The organism is Gelidibacter algens, assembly GCF_001678675.1.
In the GTDB taxonomy this organism is placed as follows: domain Bacteria; phylum Bacteroidota; class Bacteroidia; order Flavobacteriales; family Flavobacteriaceae; genus Gelidibacter; species Gelidibacter algens.
Genome location: NZ_LZRN01000029.1, coordinates 34,757 through 51,565, shown reverse-complemented (window position 1 = coordinate 51,565; position 16,809 = coordinate 34,757). Strand labels below are relative to the sequence as shown.

14 protein-coding genes are annotated in these 16,809 nt (G+C 37.1%); 7 read left to right on the top strand and 7 right to left on the bottom strand.

Annotated elements, in window-relative coordinates; all coding sequences use genetic code 11:
* Positions 1-35 precede the first annotated feature (35 nt).
* The 6 genes from A9996_RS13285 to hemH all read right to left on the bottom strand — a co-directional run bounded on the left by A9996_RS13285 (position 36) and on the right by hemH (position 8,713).
* Entirely contained in the window at positions 36-818 is a 783-nt protein-coding gene (locus tag A9996_RS13285) for an enoyl-CoA hydratase/isomerase family protein (RefSeq protein ID WP_066435868.1), read from the bottom strand.
* 74 nt (positions 819-892) lie between these two features.
* The gene (locus A9996_RS13280; protein WP_066435866.1) at positions 893-2,344 is read right to left on the bottom strand and encodes a sensor histidine kinase; all 1,452 of its coding nucleotides are present in this window, start codon (positions 2,342-2,344) and stop codon (positions 893-895) included.
* 142 nt (positions 2,345-2,486) lie between these two features.
* Positions 2,487-3,035 carry a CopD family protein gene (locus tag A9996_RS13275; RefSeq protein WP_066435863.1) on the bottom strand — a complete coding sequence of 183 codons (549 nt, stop codon included), beginning with the start codon at positions 3,033-3,035 and terminating at the stop codon, positions 2,487-2,489.
* Between the two features lie 121 nt (positions 3,036-3,156).
* Positions 3,157-6,279 (bottom strand): VPS10 domain-containing protein, encoded by a 3,123-nt coding sequence (locus tag A9996_RS13270; protein WP_066435861.1) that lies wholly within the window; start codon positions 6,277-6,279, stop codon positions 3,157-3,159.
* Between the two features lie 41 nt (positions 6,280-6,320).
* Positions 6,321-7,679 carry an MATE family efflux transporter gene (locus tag A9996_RS13265; protein WP_066435858.1) on the bottom strand — a complete coding sequence of 453 codons (1,359 nt, stop codon included), beginning with the start codon at positions 7,677-7,679 and terminating at the stop codon, positions 6,321-6,323.
* Positions 7,679-8,713, bottom strand: coding sequence for a ferrochelatase (gene hemH, locus A9996_RS13260; RefSeq protein WP_066435855.1), 1,035 nt, complete (start codon positions 8,711-8,713; stop codon positions 7,679-7,681). The genes A9996_RS13265 and hemH overlap by 1 nt, the downstream gene beginning before the upstream one ends.
* 435 nt (positions 8,714-9,148) lie before the next feature.
* Here hemH and A9996_RS13255 point away from each other — a divergent pair, with 435 nt between their 5' ends.
* The 5 genes from A9996_RS13255 to A9996_RS20615 all read left to right on the top strand — a co-directional run bounded on the left by A9996_RS13255 (position 9,149) and on the right by A9996_RS20615 (position 12,837).
* Positions 9,149-9,346, top strand: coding sequence for a hypothetical protein (locus A9996_RS13255; protein WP_066435852.1), 198 nt, complete (start codon positions 9,149-9,151; stop codon positions 9,344-9,346).
* A 236-nt stretch (positions 9,347-9,582) separates the two neighbouring features.
* A complete protein-coding gene (locus A9996_RS13245; RefSeq protein WP_066435843.1) occupies positions 9,583-10,167 on the top strand; it encodes a GLPGLI family protein in 585 nt (194 codons plus the stop codon).
* Positions 10,148-10,507, top strand: coding sequence for a carboxypeptidase-like regulatory domain-containing protein (locus A9996_RS20625; RefSeq protein WP_346210631.1), 360 nt, complete (start codon positions 10,148-10,150; stop codon positions 10,505-10,507). Before A9996_RS13245 ends, A9996_RS20625 begins: the two co-directional genes overlap by 20 nt.
* On the top strand, positions 10,473-12,209 hold the full coding sequence (locus A9996_RS20620) for a TonB-dependent receptor (protein ID WP_248912351.1): 1,737 nt from the start codon (positions 10,473-10,475) through the stop codon (positions 12,207-12,209). Before A9996_RS20625 ends, A9996_RS20620 begins: the two co-directional genes overlap by 35 nt.
* A gap of 124 nt (positions 12,210-12,333) precedes the next feature.
* Complete coding sequence (locus tag A9996_RS20615) at positions 12,334-12,837, top strand: outer membrane beta-barrel protein (protein WP_248912350.1); 504 nt, start codon at positions 12,334-12,336, stop codon at positions 12,835-12,837.
* A gap of 4 nt (positions 12,838-12,841) precedes the next feature.
* On the opposite strand, the gene A9996_RS13235 is transcribed toward A9996_RS20615, so the two are convergent.
* Positions 12,842-13,726 (bottom strand): helix-turn-helix transcriptional regulator, encoded by an 885-nt coding sequence (locus tag A9996_RS13235; RefSeq protein WP_066435840.1) that lies wholly within the window; start codon positions 13,724-13,726, stop codon positions 12,842-12,844.
* Between the two features lie 205 nt (positions 13,727-13,931).
* On the opposite strand from A9996_RS13235, the gene hemA reads away from it, so the two are divergent.
* Positions 13,932-15,191 carry a glutamyl-tRNA reductase gene (gene hemA, locus A9996_RS13230; RefSeq protein WP_066435895.1) on the top strand — a complete coding sequence of 420 codons (1,260 nt, stop codon included), beginning with the start codon at positions 13,932-13,934 and terminating at the stop codon, positions 15,189-15,191.
* Positions 15,184-16,764 carry a hydroxymethylbilane synthase gene (gene hemC, locus A9996_RS13225; RefSeq protein ID WP_066435837.1) on the top strand — a complete coding sequence of 527 codons (1,581 nt, stop codon included), beginning with the start codon at positions 15,184-15,186 and terminating at the stop codon, positions 16,762-16,764. Before hemA ends, hemC begins: the two co-directional genes overlap by 8 nt.
* Positions 16,765-16,809 lie beyond the last annotated feature (45 nt).

Below are 16,809 nucleotides of genomic sequence, written 5' to 3'. Positions count from 1 at the left end.
TAGTCGCTATTTTAATTATCGATGTTTACTATTTTCTATCTCCCCGGAAACTCCGCCTTACGCTTTTCTAAAAAAGCGGTCGTGCCTTCGGTAAAATCATCGGTGCCAAAACACTTCCCGAATTGTTTGATCTCCACCTTAAACCCATCCACGCCATCTTTGTAGTTTGCGTTAATGGCTTTTATTGCGCCTTTAATAGCCACTGGAGAATTGCGCATGATCTTACCCGCAATCTTTTCGCACAAAGGCATCAGCTCCTCTTGTGTGGTGACATGATTGACCAATCCGTAAGCTTTAGCAGTGTCAGCATCAATCATTCCGGCGGTCATGACCATTTCCATGGCGCGACCTTTACCGACCAATTGCGGCAAACGTTGTGTGCCACCGTACCCCGGAATAACTCCCAATGACGTTTCTGGTAAGCCCATTTTAGCATTGTCACTAGCTATTCTGAAATGACAGGCCATTGCCAATTCCAACCCGCCACCAAGTGCAAAGCCGTTAACTGCGGCAATAACTGGCGTAGAAAGATTCTCCACATAGTCGAATAATAGCTCTTGACCTTTAGCCGCCAATTTTCCACCTTCGGCTACATCAAAATCAGCAAACTCGCTAATATCTGCACCGGCTACAAAAGCCTTTTCACCGCTTCCCGTAATAATGATCACTTTGGTTTTTTTGTCCTTATCAGCCACCTTAAAGGCTTGGTTAAGTTCATTAATTGTCGCTTTATTTAAGGCGTTTAACTTATTTGGACGGTTGATCGTAATTGTGGTGATACCGTCATGTGTTTTGGATAGAATGTTTTCGTAAGACATTTTTATTATATTTAAAAGCATCATGTCGAGCCTCTTGCAAGCACAAGAAGTGACAGCGGATAAAGGTTTGTGATTTATTCTTTTGGAAAAGTGGCTGTAAACGTGGTTCCTTTTCCTCTTTGGGAAGTAAAGGTAATGGTTCCGTTGTAAGTTTCCACGATATTTTTAACCATTGCCAACCCAAGACCCATTCCGCTGGATTTGGTAGTAAATTTGGGCTCAAATATTCTCGGGATGTTTTCTTCTGAAATCCCTCTACCATTGTCAGACACTGCAATTTTAACCAAATTATTCTCAGAAATCACACTGACCACGACCTTAGGATCTTTATCATCTTCAATAGCTTGAATAGCATTCTTTACCAAATTGGTCACCACACGTATCAATTGTGTCCGGTCCAATTGGGAAATGACTTCCTTTTCATCGGCCACAAAAACGATGTAATCTTCACTAAAGATATCCAAGGCCAACTTTACAATTTGAACAACATTGAGCATTTCATTTTGTTGCGCAGGCATTTTTGCAAAATTTGAAAAAGCAGATGCAATAGAACTCATCGTATCGATTTGCTGGATAAGTGTTTTACTATATTCGTCAACTTTTTGGTGAATTTCAGGATCTTCAGGATCAAATTTACGCTGAAAACTTTGAACGCTCAATCGCATGGGGGTCAACGGATTTTTGATTTCGTGCGCGACTTGTTTTGCCATTTCACGCCACGCCTGTTCACGTTCTGAAGTAGCCAACTTGACCGCACTTTCCTGCAGCTCGTCAATCATGCTGTTATAAGAATTCACCAAAGTGGCAATCTCCTCACTGGACGATTCGATTTCAATACGTTTGTTTTGTTTTTCTAAACGCGTTGCATTTATTTTATCACTAATGGTTTTAAGCGATTTGGTAATATATTTTGACAGGAAGTAAGCCAACAAAATCGCTAAAATCAACATTGCAAAATAGGCATAACCTAAGCGCTCTAAAAACTCATTCAGTTCTTTGTTCAGAAAATCGTCATTTTCAAGATAAGGTAGATTTAATATGGCAATAGGTTTGAATTTTTCGTCGGTGATGTACGTATAAGACGATTGATAGGTTTGATCATTTAATGTCGTTTTTTCAACATAGCGGTGTTTTGCCGTATTGGAAAGTACATTTAAAATTTGGGGGCTTAAACATTGTGAAAACGCATCCTCTTCAATACTCCATTTTGAAGACATCAACAAACCACCCTCTAAATCAAAAATATTGATTTCACTCTGGTGGATATCTGCAATTTTATAAATTTCTTCCTTAAAAATCAATCGAACCTTTTCAGTCTTTACTTCCCAGGTTGTTCCACGAATTACAAAATCAAGATTGCGCTTGATATTGTTTTCCTTTCGCTCCAGACGATCTCTGTGATAGTCTCGTGCCTCTTCATTGTATTGATAAATGGTAACTGATGCGATTAGTATGGAAGCGATAAGCACCAATAGGATCATTGCAAAAAAGATGCGTACGCGTAAGGAGAGTCGTCTAATTTTCATCTAAACATTTGTAGTGCGATAAAGATAGCAATAATCACTCCAAAAACGACTTGATCGTTAATTCCAATAGATCGATAATAGTCAGCTTACAAATGATTATTCCAGACTAATGAATTGATTGCTTAATTACAGCCGGCGAATTTTAAGCATTGGGATTTCTCTTGCGGATATTTTTGTAGATTTTGAAGCCCACCATTAATAGCACTCCTAAAACTAAAATCCCAACAACGCCAAAGATCCAATTGATCGCATTTTTTAGGATGACTAAAAACACAACAGAAAACAATATAAACGTGGCACCTTCATTCCACAGTCTCATGAAATTAGACGTTTTTTTTACCTCATCGCGCTGTAGCTGTTTGTAAAATTGGTGAGTTTTTAAATGATAGATGATGAGCAATACCACAAAAAGCAACTTCACATGCATCCACCCTTGTTGTAACCAATACGGTTGTAAGATCAGTAGCCAAATAGCAAATACCGTTGCCAAAATAGCAGAAGGCCACGTGATGATATTCCACAAACGTTTGGCCATTAATTTAAGTTGCTTGCCTAAAATTTCCTTTTCTGGAGATGGCTTATGGAAGGCTTCTATTTGATACACAAATAAGCGCGGAATGTAGAACAGTCCCGCAAACCAAGTAATGACAAAAATGAGATGTAAAGATTTGATGTAGTTATAATAGTCCATATGTATAATTGTAAGCAACTCTCAACATGCTCCAGATGACAGAAATTGAGAATAGTTGTCTAGTTCTGTCATCTTGAAAACCGTTGAGAGGTTTCTTTTAGAAGCTTTCTTAAAGAGATTTTTAATCTTCAACAAATAAATAGTTCAAATTTTTAGAGTTGAATGCTGTGTTGAACGCTGTAATTTCATCATCCATTAATTTATTGAAAGCATCCAATTCTATTTTAATTTTTGAGGTCAATTCATTCTTTACGGCGACATCCTGTTCGGTTGGCCCAAAATCGCCCATACCCACTAAGGAATTTAAATGGCCTAATTTATTGGTCAACTTGATAGGGAAATTCAACGGATCCTGTCCGCTTCTATTTTTGGTTTGGTAGAGCGCTTCCTCAATTTTAGTAAACTCTTCTTTTAATAATTTCGCTTTTTCGAGCAAATCCTTTACGCTTTCATTGTCTTTATATTGGGCTTCAAAAGCAGACAATTGCTCCCTGATATTTTTGATTTTTTTGATGGATTGGTGTGCATCATCCATCGTTTTGTTCACATCAGTGATAAACTCAAACTGCTGTTCCATTTCTGCTGGTGTACTTTCCGCTCTTGGATCGGCTACAATAGTGAAAGATTGGGATTTCTCAACGCCTTTAGATGAGAGAGCATTCTTGATATTTAAGCCAACTTTATAGGTTCCCGGAACCGCTTGTGGACCGTCTAAGCTGGCCCACCATAAAATCATGCCGTCCAATTTTTCGGCACCATCATAGGTCATGTCCCAAACAAATTGGTTCATGCCTTTACTGACCTCAAGTTTGTCTTTCTTAATGTTTGCGGTGGAAAATGTTTTTATGGTATCTCCTTTTCTATCAAAATAAGTCAATGAAATGGTATCCTTCTTTTGGTCATAATCGTTCAAATGAAAATAGGTGATTACCCCATTTGGATGATTTGTACCCGTTGTTGTACTGCCCTTTCTACTACCACCATCCATTCTGTAGGTGTCTTTGGGTTTAAACAATCTTGAGTCTGATTCCGTACTTGAATTAGATTCGTAAAGCTGGTGAAGTACGGTTAAATCATCAATAATCCATAAACTACGGCCTTGCGTGGCAACAATCAAATTGTTGTCTTTGATGGCTAAATCAGTGATGGGAACGATTGGCAAATTCAACTGAAATGACTTCCAGTTTTTGCCATCATCAAAGGAAATATACATGCCCGTTTCAGTACCCGCATAAAGCAAACCCTTATGTTTTGGATCTTCACGAACCACACGTGTGAAATGTTCTGCTGGAATACCATTGGTGATTTTTGTCCATGTTTTTCCGTAATCAGTTGTTTTATAAAGATAAGGCGCAAAATCGCCAGTTTTATATTTTGTTCCTGCCACATAACAGGTGCCTGCATCAAAAGCACTTGGCTCCACACTGTTGATCATCATCCATTCAGGCATGCCTTTTGGCGTCACGTTTTCCCAAGTTTGTCCGCCATTTTGGGTCACGTGGATTAAGCCATCATCACTTCCTACCCAAAGCAGTCCTTCTTTTAAAGGTGATTCTTGCGCTGCAAAAATGGTACAGTAATATTCCACTGAAGTGTTGTCTTGTGTGATTGGGCCTCCAGATGATTTTAGCTTTTCAGGATCATTCCTTGTCAAGTCAGGACTGATCACCTCCCAAGATTGCCCTTCATTTTCAGTAACATGTACATTTTGCGAAAACGTGTATAGACGATTCGGATTATGTTTTGAAAAGACAATAGGGAAATTCCACTGAAAACGGTATTTCATAGCCTCTGCTCCCGCTCCCATTGGATTGTCTGGCCACACGTTAATAGCTCTAACGGTTCCTGTTTTATGGTTCACTCGGGTTAAAAATCCATCATAACTGCCTCCGTAAACGATATCATCATTTTCTGGGTCGACTGCAATATGTGCCGATTCTCCCCCTGCTGTTTCTTCCCAATTGGCCTCTGAAATGGCATATCCATCAGAGCGATGTGAAATACGAATGGTCGAATTGTCTTGCTGAGCTGCGTAAATTCGGTATGGAAAATGATTGTCGGTCGTCACACGATAAAACTGTGCTGTAGGCTGATTGTGATAAGTACTCCAAGTTTCGCCACCATCATAGGTTACTTGTGCCCCACCATCATCGCCAATAATCATCCGGTCTGGGTTTTCTGGGGCGATCCATAAATCATGATGATCGCCATGGGGAGCATTACTGGTGTCAAAAGTTTTGCCACCATCTGTACTCTTATGATAATTGACATTCAATACGTATACGGTATTAACATCTTTGGTATCCGCATAAAGGCGTGTATAATACCAAGCACGTTGGCGTAAACTGCGTTCACTGTTAACCTGGCTCCATGTATCACCACCATCATCACTTCGGTAAAGCCCACCTTGTTCTTTATTTTCCACAATAGCCCAAACACGTTGGTTATTGATTGGTGAAACGGTCACACCGATAATTCCCAAAATCCCTTCAGGAAATCCTTTTTTGGTAGAGATTTCTGTCCAAGTTTCGCCACTATCCGTACTTTTCCAAAGTGCAGACCCTTCGCCTCCAGAACTCAAACTGTAAGGCGTGCGATGCACATTCCATGTAGAGGCATATAAAATTCGAGAGTTGGTTGGATCTATTAATAAATCAACCACGCCTGCATTTTCATTGGCAAACAAGGTTTTTTTCCATGTTTTTCCACCATCTATACTCTTGAAAACACCTCGTTCTTGGGTTGGCTTGTAAATATTTCCTAAAACGCCGGCATATACAATGTCATGATTTTTAGGATCTATAGCAATTCGGGGCACATGGCGCGAGTTTTTAAGTCCAGACTCTGTCCATGTTTTTCCTGCATCTACACTTTTCCAAACGCCATAACCAGAAGACACATTTCCTCTTACTGTCTTCTCTCCACCGCCCACATAAATAACGTTGGGATCACTCTTAGACACTGAAATGGCGCCAATACTACCACCAAAAAAACCATCTGAAATGTTTTCCCAAGAGCGTCCACCATCTGAAGTTTTCCAAATTCCGCCACCTGTAGCGCCAAAATAATAAAGGTTAGGATTGTTGGGAACGCCTGTTACTGCAGCACTGCGTCCGCCTCTAAAAGGTCCGATCAATCTATACTCTAAAGCAGAATATTGATCTTCATTAAATGTTTGCGCATGGCTTTGAATGAGACTACCGATGAAAAAAAAGCAGAATACTGAAAGTATTGAAAATCGCATAAAAAAGTGAATTGGTTATGGATTTAAAAATAAGGATTATTCTATGACTGAACGTCTTTAGGAATTAAATTCTTCTTGATTTCGCGATTTAAAAAATAAGCAGTCACAATGGTTGCCAAGACATCTGATATTGGAAAAGAAATCCAAACACCCAATTCGCCATAAAACCGAGGCAGAATAAAAATGAGCGGAATAAAGAAAAAACCTTGCCTAGATAAGGTCAACAATAAGGCTGGCTTAGCTTTTCCAATAGCCTGAAAATAGGCAGCACCAATCAATTGCCATGCAATAATTGGGGTTGCAGCAAATACCCAACGCATATCATTTGGTGCCTGACGCAGAACTTCTGCATTTGAGGTGAACATTCTGGCAATATTTTCCGGAAATATCATCAACAAAATAAATACTAATGAGGCCAAAATAGCCGCATATTTGATAGCTGTATTAAGGGTTTCCTTAACCCGTTGGAAGTTGTTGGCGCCATAGTTAAACCCTGCAATAGGCAAAAACCCTTGTGTAACGCCAAGTACAGGAAACATGGCAAACATCAACATCCTACCTGCAATGGCATAAGAGGTAACTGAGGTTTCACCACCCAAATCATAAAGAATATTGTTCATAAAAAGGTAGGTGATGCTCACTACAGCTTGACGTGCCAAAGTAACAAAACCCAAAGAAGTGATTTCTTTTACGATTGGAAAGTTCAGGCCTAAATGCGAAAAGTTAATTTTTAACTCTGATTTATCAGATTTGTAAAACCAGAGGATAAATACCAAACAGAACACATAAGAAAGCGTGGTAGCCCAAGCAGCTCCCTCCATTCCATAATCTAGAAGATTGATGAAAATATAATCCATGAGCAAATTACTGACCGATGGAATCATCATGGCATACATGGCGAATTTCGGCTTGCCTTCTGCTCTAATGACGGTATTTGCCATCATACAAAGCGCCAGAACAGGCACGCCATAAAGCACAATTTGATAATAGATTTTGGCAGGTTCAAAAATAGCACCTTTACCGCCGAATGAATCAATAATGGTATTTGCAAAAAGCAAGCCGACAGTCACCATGGTCAAGGTCAATACCAAGGTCAGGGTAATTTGATTGCCGAAGGTTTTTAGGGCTTTTTCATAATTATCAGCACCTAGAGCTCTTGAGATAATGGACGAGCCGCCAATACCAATGGACATCCCCAATGCCGCAATAAAAAACGACACGGGCAACACCACATTGATGGCTGCAATAGCGGTTGAACCTATCCAATTCCCCACAAAAATAGTATCCACCAAAATATTGAGTGACATCACCAATATTCCGATGGATGCCGGAAGCGCCTGCTTTATCAAAAGCTTGCTAATGGGTTGTGTACCCAAATCTTGTGAGGAAATCTTTGCCATTACGCGGTTACGGTTTCTGAATTTGCCCAGTCATGAATCCAATCGCTAACTAAGCTTACCCATTCTTCGTCATCATTTAAACACGGAATTGTTGTGAATTCCTTTCCGCCCATTTCATGGAAAATTTCTTCGCCTTCCATGGCAATTTCTTCTAATGTTTCGAGACAGTCACTCACAAAGGCAGGCGTGGCAATGGCCATATTTTTTACACCCTGTTTGCCTAAACGCTCAATGGTCAAATCTGTGGCAGGCGTCAACCATGGATCAAATCCTAATCGTGATTGGAAAGAACTGGAATATGTTCCTGGTTTTAAATTTAGCTTTTCAGCAACCAAGCGGGTCACTTCCAAACACTGGTGACGGTAGCAAAATTCGTGCGCTGGCGACGGTGTGATACAACAGCTACCATCCATTTTACAATGGGATTTAGTGATGTCGCGTTTGCGGATATGACGTTCTGGAACCCCGTGATACGAAAACAACAAATGCTCGTAAGGACGATTTTTTAGATGCCTTTCTATGGAATTGGAAAGCACCGTAATGTAATCTTCACGATTATAAAACGCTTTTAAATCAGTAATTTTTAGGTGTGGGAAAAATTCTTTTCTGATTTCTTCTGCTAAAACCACAATAGTTTCAGTGGTTGCCATGGCAAATTGCGGATAAAGTGGGACCAAAAAGACCTCTTCCACTCCTTTGTCTACCAGTTCCTGAAGTCCTTTTTTGATGGTCATACTGCCATAGCGCATCGCCAAAGCAATCGGAAGTTCAGTTTTTTCTTGAATTCCTTTTTGTAAGCGTTCAGAAATAACAATTAAGGGCGACCCTTCATCCCACCAGATTTTTTTGTAGGCCGCAGCTGATGCTTTTGGGCGTGTGTTTAAAATAATACCCTTAACTAAAAGTGTTCTGGCCCAAAGCGGCACATCAATAACACGTTCGTCCATTAAAAATTCTCCCAAATAGGTTTTTACATCTGCTGGTTCTGGACTGTCTGGAGAACCGAGATTAACAAGTAAGACTCCTTTTTTCATTAGTAATTTTTCTATTTACAAAGATAAGGACATTAAATATTTTTAAGACTTGGTCATAAATTTATTTTATAAAACATTAAAATTAAACACAAGGTTGATTTGGGGGTACGTATCAATTATACTAATCAGAACATATTAAATTACGGTTTTACCACAGTTAACATTTCCTTAACAAAATTGTTCTAAAAAATTTGACGTGTTTATTTTTTTTTTCTAAGTTTGTGATATCAAGATATTTACAAGGGTGCTTGGCAAAGGCTCAAAATAAGTATTTTGATAGGAATTAATTCCAAAACCAGTACTGGTTTATTTTTATTTTACTTTGCCATCTGATCGCCTTGCCAAAAATTCTTTGCCAATACTTTGCCATAATTTATTAATCAGGCCTATTTATCGGGCTTTAAAATCAAGAAAATTATGAAAAATCTATTTTTAATGTTAGCTTTCTTTTTTGTGTTTGGCACAGGGTTTACCAGTACTATAAACAATGAGATCCCATCCAATGATGAGGATGGCCCTTGCTTCATCATAGTTGAAACTCGTCACAGCGACGGAACTAGAACTTTACACGGAAGTGTTTATACTGGTGAATCAGGTTGTAGTGGTACTGCTGTTCTTACAATTGCTGAGTAATAATTTTACACCAAGATCATTTCAGAAATGATCTTGGTTTAATCAAATATCATCCATGAAAATTTCTCATCTATTTCTTCCAGTTGTTGTTCTATTCACAACTTTCGCCCTAGGACAAACATCAGGAGTTATTGTCTACAATGAAACACTTAATTTAGGTGTTCCTGTTGAAAGGCAATGGACTCTATACTTCGACAATAAAAAGTCCATTTATTTAGAGACTAATAGCACAAAAGATGAATAAAAAAAAAGATTCTAATAAGGATTCAAACAAAATAATTATAGATTTAAATGTAAAAGAGTTCTATGTTGCTTCACTTAATACCAGAACTCTTAAATCACAAGGTACAGTAGCAACAACACCCTATCTTATTGAAGAAAGTATTCCAAAAATAAAATGGGAACTTGTAAAAGAAAGCAAAACCATCAATAGCTTTGATTGTCAAAAAGCAAAAGGTAATTTTAGAGGGAGAACTTATATTGCTTGGTTTACCAAAGACATACCTTCATGGTGTGGCCCTTGGAAATTATTCGGTTTACCCGGGGGAATTCTTGAATTTCAAGATGAAACTGGGCAAATAAAATCTTCCGCTATTCAAGTAAAAATAAATGACAATATTGATGTAGATAAAATCATTGATTCAAACAAAGGGAACGGAAAATCATTATCAATTAAAGATTATGTTGAACTAAAACAGAGAGAGAATGAATTAATGCTAAAATATGCCATGGCAAAATTAGGAAGGGAAGCCGATATTCGTAGTGTTGAGCCATACAAGAGACAAGGATTTGAACTAAAATATGAATGGGAAGAAGAGTAGAAAAAAAGAAAGATTAGTTTATGTAATTCTCTTTTTATGTATTGGTTTAATGTGCTCTTCTCAAACTCAGATCAGAGGTACAATAATCCAAAATGACAACTCACCAATTTTAGGGGCTAATATATTGCTAAAGGATAGTACAAATTCTTATGTTCTAAATTATTCTCTTTCTAGTGAAAATGGTACGTATGAACTATTTACTGATAACACTGGACTTTTTAAACTTTCCTTTTCTTCTTTAGGTTTCAAAACCCAGACTTTTTCTTTTGAAATAAAAAAAAACCAAAAAGTAATTTATATTCGATGTGCTTTTAGAAGAAAGCCTTACAAATTTAGATGAAGTTATTATTGTGTCAGAAAGTCCTATTTCAAAAAAAAATGACACCATCAATTTTAAAACTAAATTCTTTACAAACGGGACTGAGCAAACCGTAGAAGAGTTATTGAAAAAAATCCCTGGACTTAGCATTAATAGTGAAGGCACTATAAAAGTTGGCAATCAAGAAATCGAAAAACTTATGATAGACGGAGATGACCTTTTTGAAAAGGGCTATAAAATACTCTCAAAAAACATGCCTGCTTACCCTATTGAAGAGGTGGAAATACTTCAACGTTACTCCAACAACAGATTATTAAAGGATATAGAAGAAAGTAATAAGGTTGCCCTAAATTTAAAGCTCGATGAAAAATTCAAACGTATTTGGTTTGGTAATGCCGAAATGGGTATTGGTAATGATAACTTCTATCAAATAAAAGGCAACCTTATGAATTTTGGCAAAAAGGACAAGTACTACTTTTTGACCAATCTTAATAGTATTGGCTATGATGCCACAGGAGACATACAACAGCTCATTGAATCGTTTCGTTTTAATGAACCTGGAACTATAGGCGACAATCAAAAAGTTACTGATTTGATAGATCTCTCTTTTGAAAATTTAAACTTTAAGCGGAGCAGAACCAATTTTAACAATGCTGAACTAGTTTCTCTGAATGCCATTTTTAATCCAACTGAAAAACTAAAAATTAAAACATTAGGTTTTTTTAATTGGGACGAAAATGATTTTTTTAGAAACAGTATAGATATTGTCAATGTCAATAACACCAGCTTTACAAATACAGAAATTTATAAAGTACGCAATAAGAACAGAGTTGCCTTTGGTAAATTAGATCTCACTTACAACATATCTAAAATTAAAATGATAGAAGCCACTACAAAGTTTAACAGTGGGGATTATAATGATGGTTCTAGTTTGTTGTTCAATGGTAATTCTACTATCGAAAATCTGCAGCATCAAAACACATTGTTCGATCAAAAAATTAATTATACCAATAAATTTAAGGACACTAAAGTCTTTTTGTTAACTGGTCGTTTCATTCACGAAAAAACACCTCAAAACTATAGAGTCAATCAATTTTATTTTCAAGATTTATTTGAAGATTCAGAAACTATAAATAATGTAAAGCAAAAGAGCAGCAACCAAATGCAGTTTTTTGGTTTTAATGCTCATTTACTGGATAGAAAAACAAATGGAAATCTATTGGAGCTGCAGATAGGTAATGAATATAGAAAAGATCAATTAAGGACAAAATTTTCGCTTTTAGAAGACAAGTATAACCTTAACAACCCAAAAGGTTTTCAAAACGAAGCCAGATACATTGTCAGCGATTTGTACTTAAAAAGTAAATATCGCTATAAACTTGGAGATTTTTCCCTTACAGGGAAGGTAGATCTTCATCAGCTATTTAATCGATTAGAAGAATTAGACAATAAAACTAAACAAAATCCTTTTTTTGTAAATCCAGGTATTGGTCTCGACTGGAAAATAGATGACAAAAATAAAATAATAACGAGCTACAGTTACAATACAACAAACGCAAAAATTTTAGATGTTTATAACAAATTTGTCTTAATTGGTTTCCGCTCATTTTCGGCTGGCACAGGTGATCTTAATCAATTGGACGCATCAAGTGCTTTGCTAAATTATCAATTAGGCAATTGGAGCGATCGTCTTTTTTGCAAATACGTTTTTGCTTTACAGTAAAAACCACGACTTCTTTTCAACTAATACCATTATTGACCAAAATTTTACACTTACTAATAAAACAATTATAAGAGATCGTGAGTTTATTACTTTTAATTCTAAATTAGATTATTATTTCAAGTTTATGTCCTCTAACTTAAAAGTAGATTTGGGCTTTATTAAAAGTGAGTTTAAAAACAGCGTCAACAATTTAGATTTAAGAACAGTAATATCTCATAATTACAATTATGGTCTAGAGTTAAGATCTAGTTTCAGAGGTATGTTTAATTACCACCTTGGTACCAAATGGACTTCTAATGAAATTAAAACCACAAGCACTACTTCTTTTACAGACAACATCAGCTTCTTAGATTTGAGTTTTGTTTTCAATGATAAATTTAATGCGCAATTGCAATTTGAACGTTATTCTTTTGGCAATTTAGAGAATGACGACAACACCTATTATTTTTTAGATTTTGACTCCACTTATCAGCTCAAGAAAAACAAATTATCTGTAGGCATAACTGGTAAAAATCTTTTTAATACAAAAATTTTTAGAAATGTCTCAATTAGCGATATCGGCAGCTCAACTAGAGAATACAAACTCTTGCCACGATTCGTTCTTTTAAGATTAGAATATCAGTTTTAAACACTCAACTCGATGCCAAAACATACTTCTTAGGCGTCGTCCCATACTTCTTTTTGAATGCCGCTATAAAGTGACTCGATGTACTGTAACCCACTTTCAAGCCTACTTCATTGACGTTGTGTTCGCCAGATTCCAAGAGTTTCCGAGCGACTTCCATTTTATAATCAAATAGAAAACTATAAACCGAATCGCCATAAATTTGCTTAAAGCCTTCTTTGAGTTTTTTTAAATTCAAGCCAATTTCATCTGACAGCTCTTGTAATGATGGAGGTTCTGCCATTCGTGAAATAACGATGTCCTTAGCCTTCCTGATTTTGATCACGTTGGTTTCATCTACCAGAAAGGGACATTGCTCAACATTTGCTTCTTCACTTCTGTTAAAATATAAACTCAACAACTCGTATGCCTTTCCTTTAAAATAGAGATTTTTTATAGAGGCATTTAAATTATAATGCACCAATTGGGTCAGGACAATGGCAGAGGAAGGCGAAATCTTACCATCCTTATAATATTTCTTGTCTTTGTTATCATCACTCAAAAACGTAATATAATCGGCTTCCTGTGAAAACAAGCCATGAAATTTTTTAATAGAGATCAAAATGGAAACCAGCCATGAGTTGGGCTGCATTTCCAAATGAATAGGCAAATCACGTTGAGGATTGTACAGCAAAAGTGAGTTCTCTTCCAAAATATCTAAGGCGTAACGCCCTTCATTAAACACAAACTTGCTTGAGCCCTTCAAACAAAAATGGAATTGAATGAAATTACTATCTATTGCACGTTGGACAACTTCAACGACATTACTTTCATTTTGACAGGTCAACACAAAAAATCCATCTTCAACCTGAGTTTCCCCGAAAGAACCTTTAGCGACATTTTTTAATTCCATAAACTTCCATTTTATTTTGTCTTTATTTAGATTGATTCTAAACTAAACCTTCAAAAAGCACTGATATAACTACAAAAATATGACATTTATCATACTTTTATCAAATTAAACCGTAAAAAACCACAAGCGATACTTATAGTTCCTTGAGCGTTGTTTTTATTGGATTCTCATTTCTATTTTTGTCATGAAATTTTCCACAGCAGGTATGCAGCATTATCACATGACGAGAGGCACTTATTTTTACGCCATTGGCTTAAGCTATAAAAAAGCAGATGCCGATGTTAGAGGACGTTTCAGTTTAGACGAAACCTCCAAAGAAAACCTCCTTAACCAGGCAAAAACAGAAGGCATTGAGAGCTTAATTGTAACCTCAACCTGTAACAGAACCGAAATCTACGGCTTTGCAGAGCATCCTTACCAACTCATCAAATTACTTTGTGAAAACACAAAAGGTACTGTTGAAGAGTTTCAGGAAGTGGCTTACATTTATAAGAATACAGAAGCCATCTCCCACATGTTTCGTGTAGGCTCTGGTCTTGACAGCCAGATTTTAGGGGATTTTGAAATCATCAGTCAACTCAAAAAGAGCGCAAGAGGTTCGAAAAAATTGGGCTTGCTCAATGCTTTTACTGAACGATTGATCAATGCGGTCATTCAAGCCAGTAAACGTATCAAGACAGAAACAGAGATTTCTTCTGGTGCAACCTCAGTATCTTTTGCTTCTGTACATTATATCTTAAACACGGTAAAGGATGTTTCAGGCAAAAATATTCTTCTTTTCGGAACTGGAAAAATAGGTAGGGACACCTGTGAAAACCTTGTCAAACATACCAAAAACGAACATATTACCCTTATCAACAGGACTAAAAATAAGGCTGAAGAAATTGCCGGTAAGTTTAATCTGTTAGTTAAGGATTACGCCAATCTTCAAGAGGAAATCAATGCCTCTGATATTTTGATTGTTGCCACTGGAGCACTCAATCCAACGGTAGATAAGCATTGCATCCAATCAAAAAAACCGTTGTTGATTTTAGATTTGTCCATTCCAAGAAACGTTAATCAGAACGTAACAGAGTTGGATCATGTGACTTTAGTTCATCTTGATGATCTATCGCTAATGACCGATGACACTTTGGAGCGAAGAAAAACTTTTATCCCAATTGCTGAACAAATTCTTGAAGAGGTAAAATTAGATTTCAACAGTTGGCTGGTAACGCGAAAGTTTGCACCTACCATTAACGCCTTGAAACACAAATTACTCGATTTCAAAAATGCTGAATTAGAGACACAACGTAAAAAACATTCAGATTTCAACGAAGCACAAGCAGAGTTGATCAGCAATAATATTATCCAAAAAATAACAAACCACTTTGCATGCCACCTTAGAAATGATGACATGTCTACTGATGAAAGTATTGAACTCATCAAAAAAGTATTTCAGTTAGAATCTCCTTCTCATGTCTAAACTTATAAGAATTGGTACGCGTGATAGCGAATTAGCGCTATGGCAAGCCAAAGCTGTACAACAACAAATTGAACATTTGGGTCATAAAACCGTATTGGTTCCTGTTAAATCAACAGGCGATCTACTCCTTGACAAACCCATTTACGAATTAGGCATTATAGGTGTATTCACTAAAATCTTGGATATGGCAATGCTCAATGACGACATTGATATTGCCGTACATTCCCTTAAAGATGTGCCCACGCTTTTACCACAGGGCATTGTTCAAGCCGCAGTTTTAAAACGCGGAAATGTCAGAGACACCTTAGTCTTTAAAGACAATGAAGAGTTTTTATCCCAAAAAGAAGCCACTATTGCCACAGGAAGTTTGAGACGAAAAGCCCAATGGCTTAACCGTTATCCAACACATACCGTTGTAGGATTGCGTGGCAACGTCAATACGCGGTTACAAAAACTGGAAGATCACGATGATTGGAACGCAGCCATTTTTGCTGCAGCCGGTATTGGTAGAATTGGTGTAAGACCAGATGACGCCATTAATTTGGATTGGATGGTACCTGCCCCTGCACAAGGTGCGATTATGATTACTGCACGTTCAGCTGATGAGGAACTGCTCAGTATCTGCAAAGAGATCAATCATGAAGAAACTGAAATTTGCACCACCATTGAGCGCAAATTTTTGAATCTTTTAGAAGGTGGTTGCTCTGCGCCTATTGGTGCATTGGCCTTTATCAAAAATGAAGAAGTACACTTTCAAGGTGTCTTGTTGAGTTTAGATGGTAGTAAAAAGATTGAAGTTACCCGTAATGAAAAATTGGGCAACCATCATAATATGGCGCAATATGCAGCCGACTATGTATTGGAACGCGGTGGAAATAGAGTCATGAATGACCTCAAAGACGCCGATAAAAAGATTCATGTGTTCTCTACCAAGAATTTGTCCGAGATGCAACGCCAACGGTTCAAGAATATCAATGTTGAAAGTACCGACTTTTTAAAAATAAGCTTAAACAGAATTCCGAAGCCTATTTTAAAATCGGCTATTGATAACGTCATTATCACCAGCCAAAATGCCGTAGACGCTATTACTGCCATTGTTCCAAAAGAAGAATTACAGTTTAAGAACATTTATTGCGTAGGGCGTCGCACAAAAAAATTGATTGAGTCCAAAATTGGCAAAGTCAAGCATTCTGAAAACTATGCCAAATCACTTGCTGAATATTTAGTAGAGTTTATTGACGGTACTGAAGTGACGCATTTTTGTAGTGATATCAGACTGGATGAACTATCACAAACTCTCGAAAAAAACCACATCAAAGTCAACGAGGTAGAAGCCTATAAGACTATTTTGGATTCAGAGAAAATCGATTCAAGCGTAGAAGGGATCATGTTTTACAGTCCTTCAACCGTTGATAGCTATCTTAAAAACAATAGCCCAAACGACAAAGTGGCTTATTGTATTGGAGAAACTACCGCCACCGAAGCCAAAAAATATTTTGAGGATGTGCGTGTTGCCAAATTGCCAACGGTTGAAAGTGTCATTGATTTGGTAAATGCTCATTACAATCAATAGGTGATCTTAAGAGATAGAAATATCTAATTTTGTAGCTACTTAAAA

Coding starts and splice junctions, on each gene's coding strand:
- A9996_RS13285 (WP_066435868.1), bottom strand. CDS start 818: ATGTCTTACGAAAACATTCTATCCAAAACACATGACGGTATCACCACA.
- A9996_RS13280 (WP_066435866.1), bottom strand. CDS start 2,344: ATGAAAATTAGACGACTCTCCTTACGCGTACGCATCTTTTTTGCAATG.
- A9996_RS13275 (WP_066435863.1), bottom strand. CDS start 3,035: ATGGACTATTATAACTACATCAAATCTTTACATCTCATTTTTGTCATT.
- A9996_RS13270 (WP_066435861.1), bottom strand. CDS start 6,279: ATGCGATTTTCAATACTTTCAGTATTCTGCTTTTTTTTCATCGGTAGT.
- A9996_RS13265 (WP_066435858.1), bottom strand. CDS start 7,679: ATGGCAAAGATTTCCTCACAAGATTTGGGTACACAACCCATTAGCAAG.
- hemH (WP_066435855.1), bottom strand. CDS start 8,713: ATGAAAAAAGGAGTCTTACTTGTTAATCTCGGTTCTCCAGACAGTCCA.
- A9996_RS13255 (WP_066435852.1), top strand. CDS start 9,149: ATGTTAGCTTTCTTTTTTGTGTTTGGCACAGGGTTTACCAGTACTATA.
- A9996_RS13245 (WP_066435843.1), top strand. CDS start 9,583: ATGAATAAAAAAAAAGATTCTAATAAGGATTCAAACAAAATAATTATA.
- A9996_RS20625 (WP_346210631.1), top strand. CDS start 10,148: ATGAATGGGAAGAAGAGTAGAAAAAAAGAAAGATTAGTTTATGTAATT.
- A9996_RS20615 (WP_248912350.1), top strand. CDS start 12,334: ATGTCCTCTAACTTAAAAGTAGATTTGGGCTTTATTAAAAGTGAGTTT.
- A9996_RS13235 (WP_066435840.1), bottom strand. CDS start 13,726: ATGGAATTAAAAAATGTCGCTAAAGGTTCTTTCGGGGAAACTCAGGTT.
- hemA (WP_066435895.1), top strand. CDS start 13,932: ATGCAGCATTATCACATGACGAGAGGCACTTATTTTTACGCCATTGGC.
- hemC (WP_066435837.1), top strand. CDS start 15,184: ATGTCTAAACTTATAAGAATTGGTACGCGTGATAGCGAATTAGCGCTA.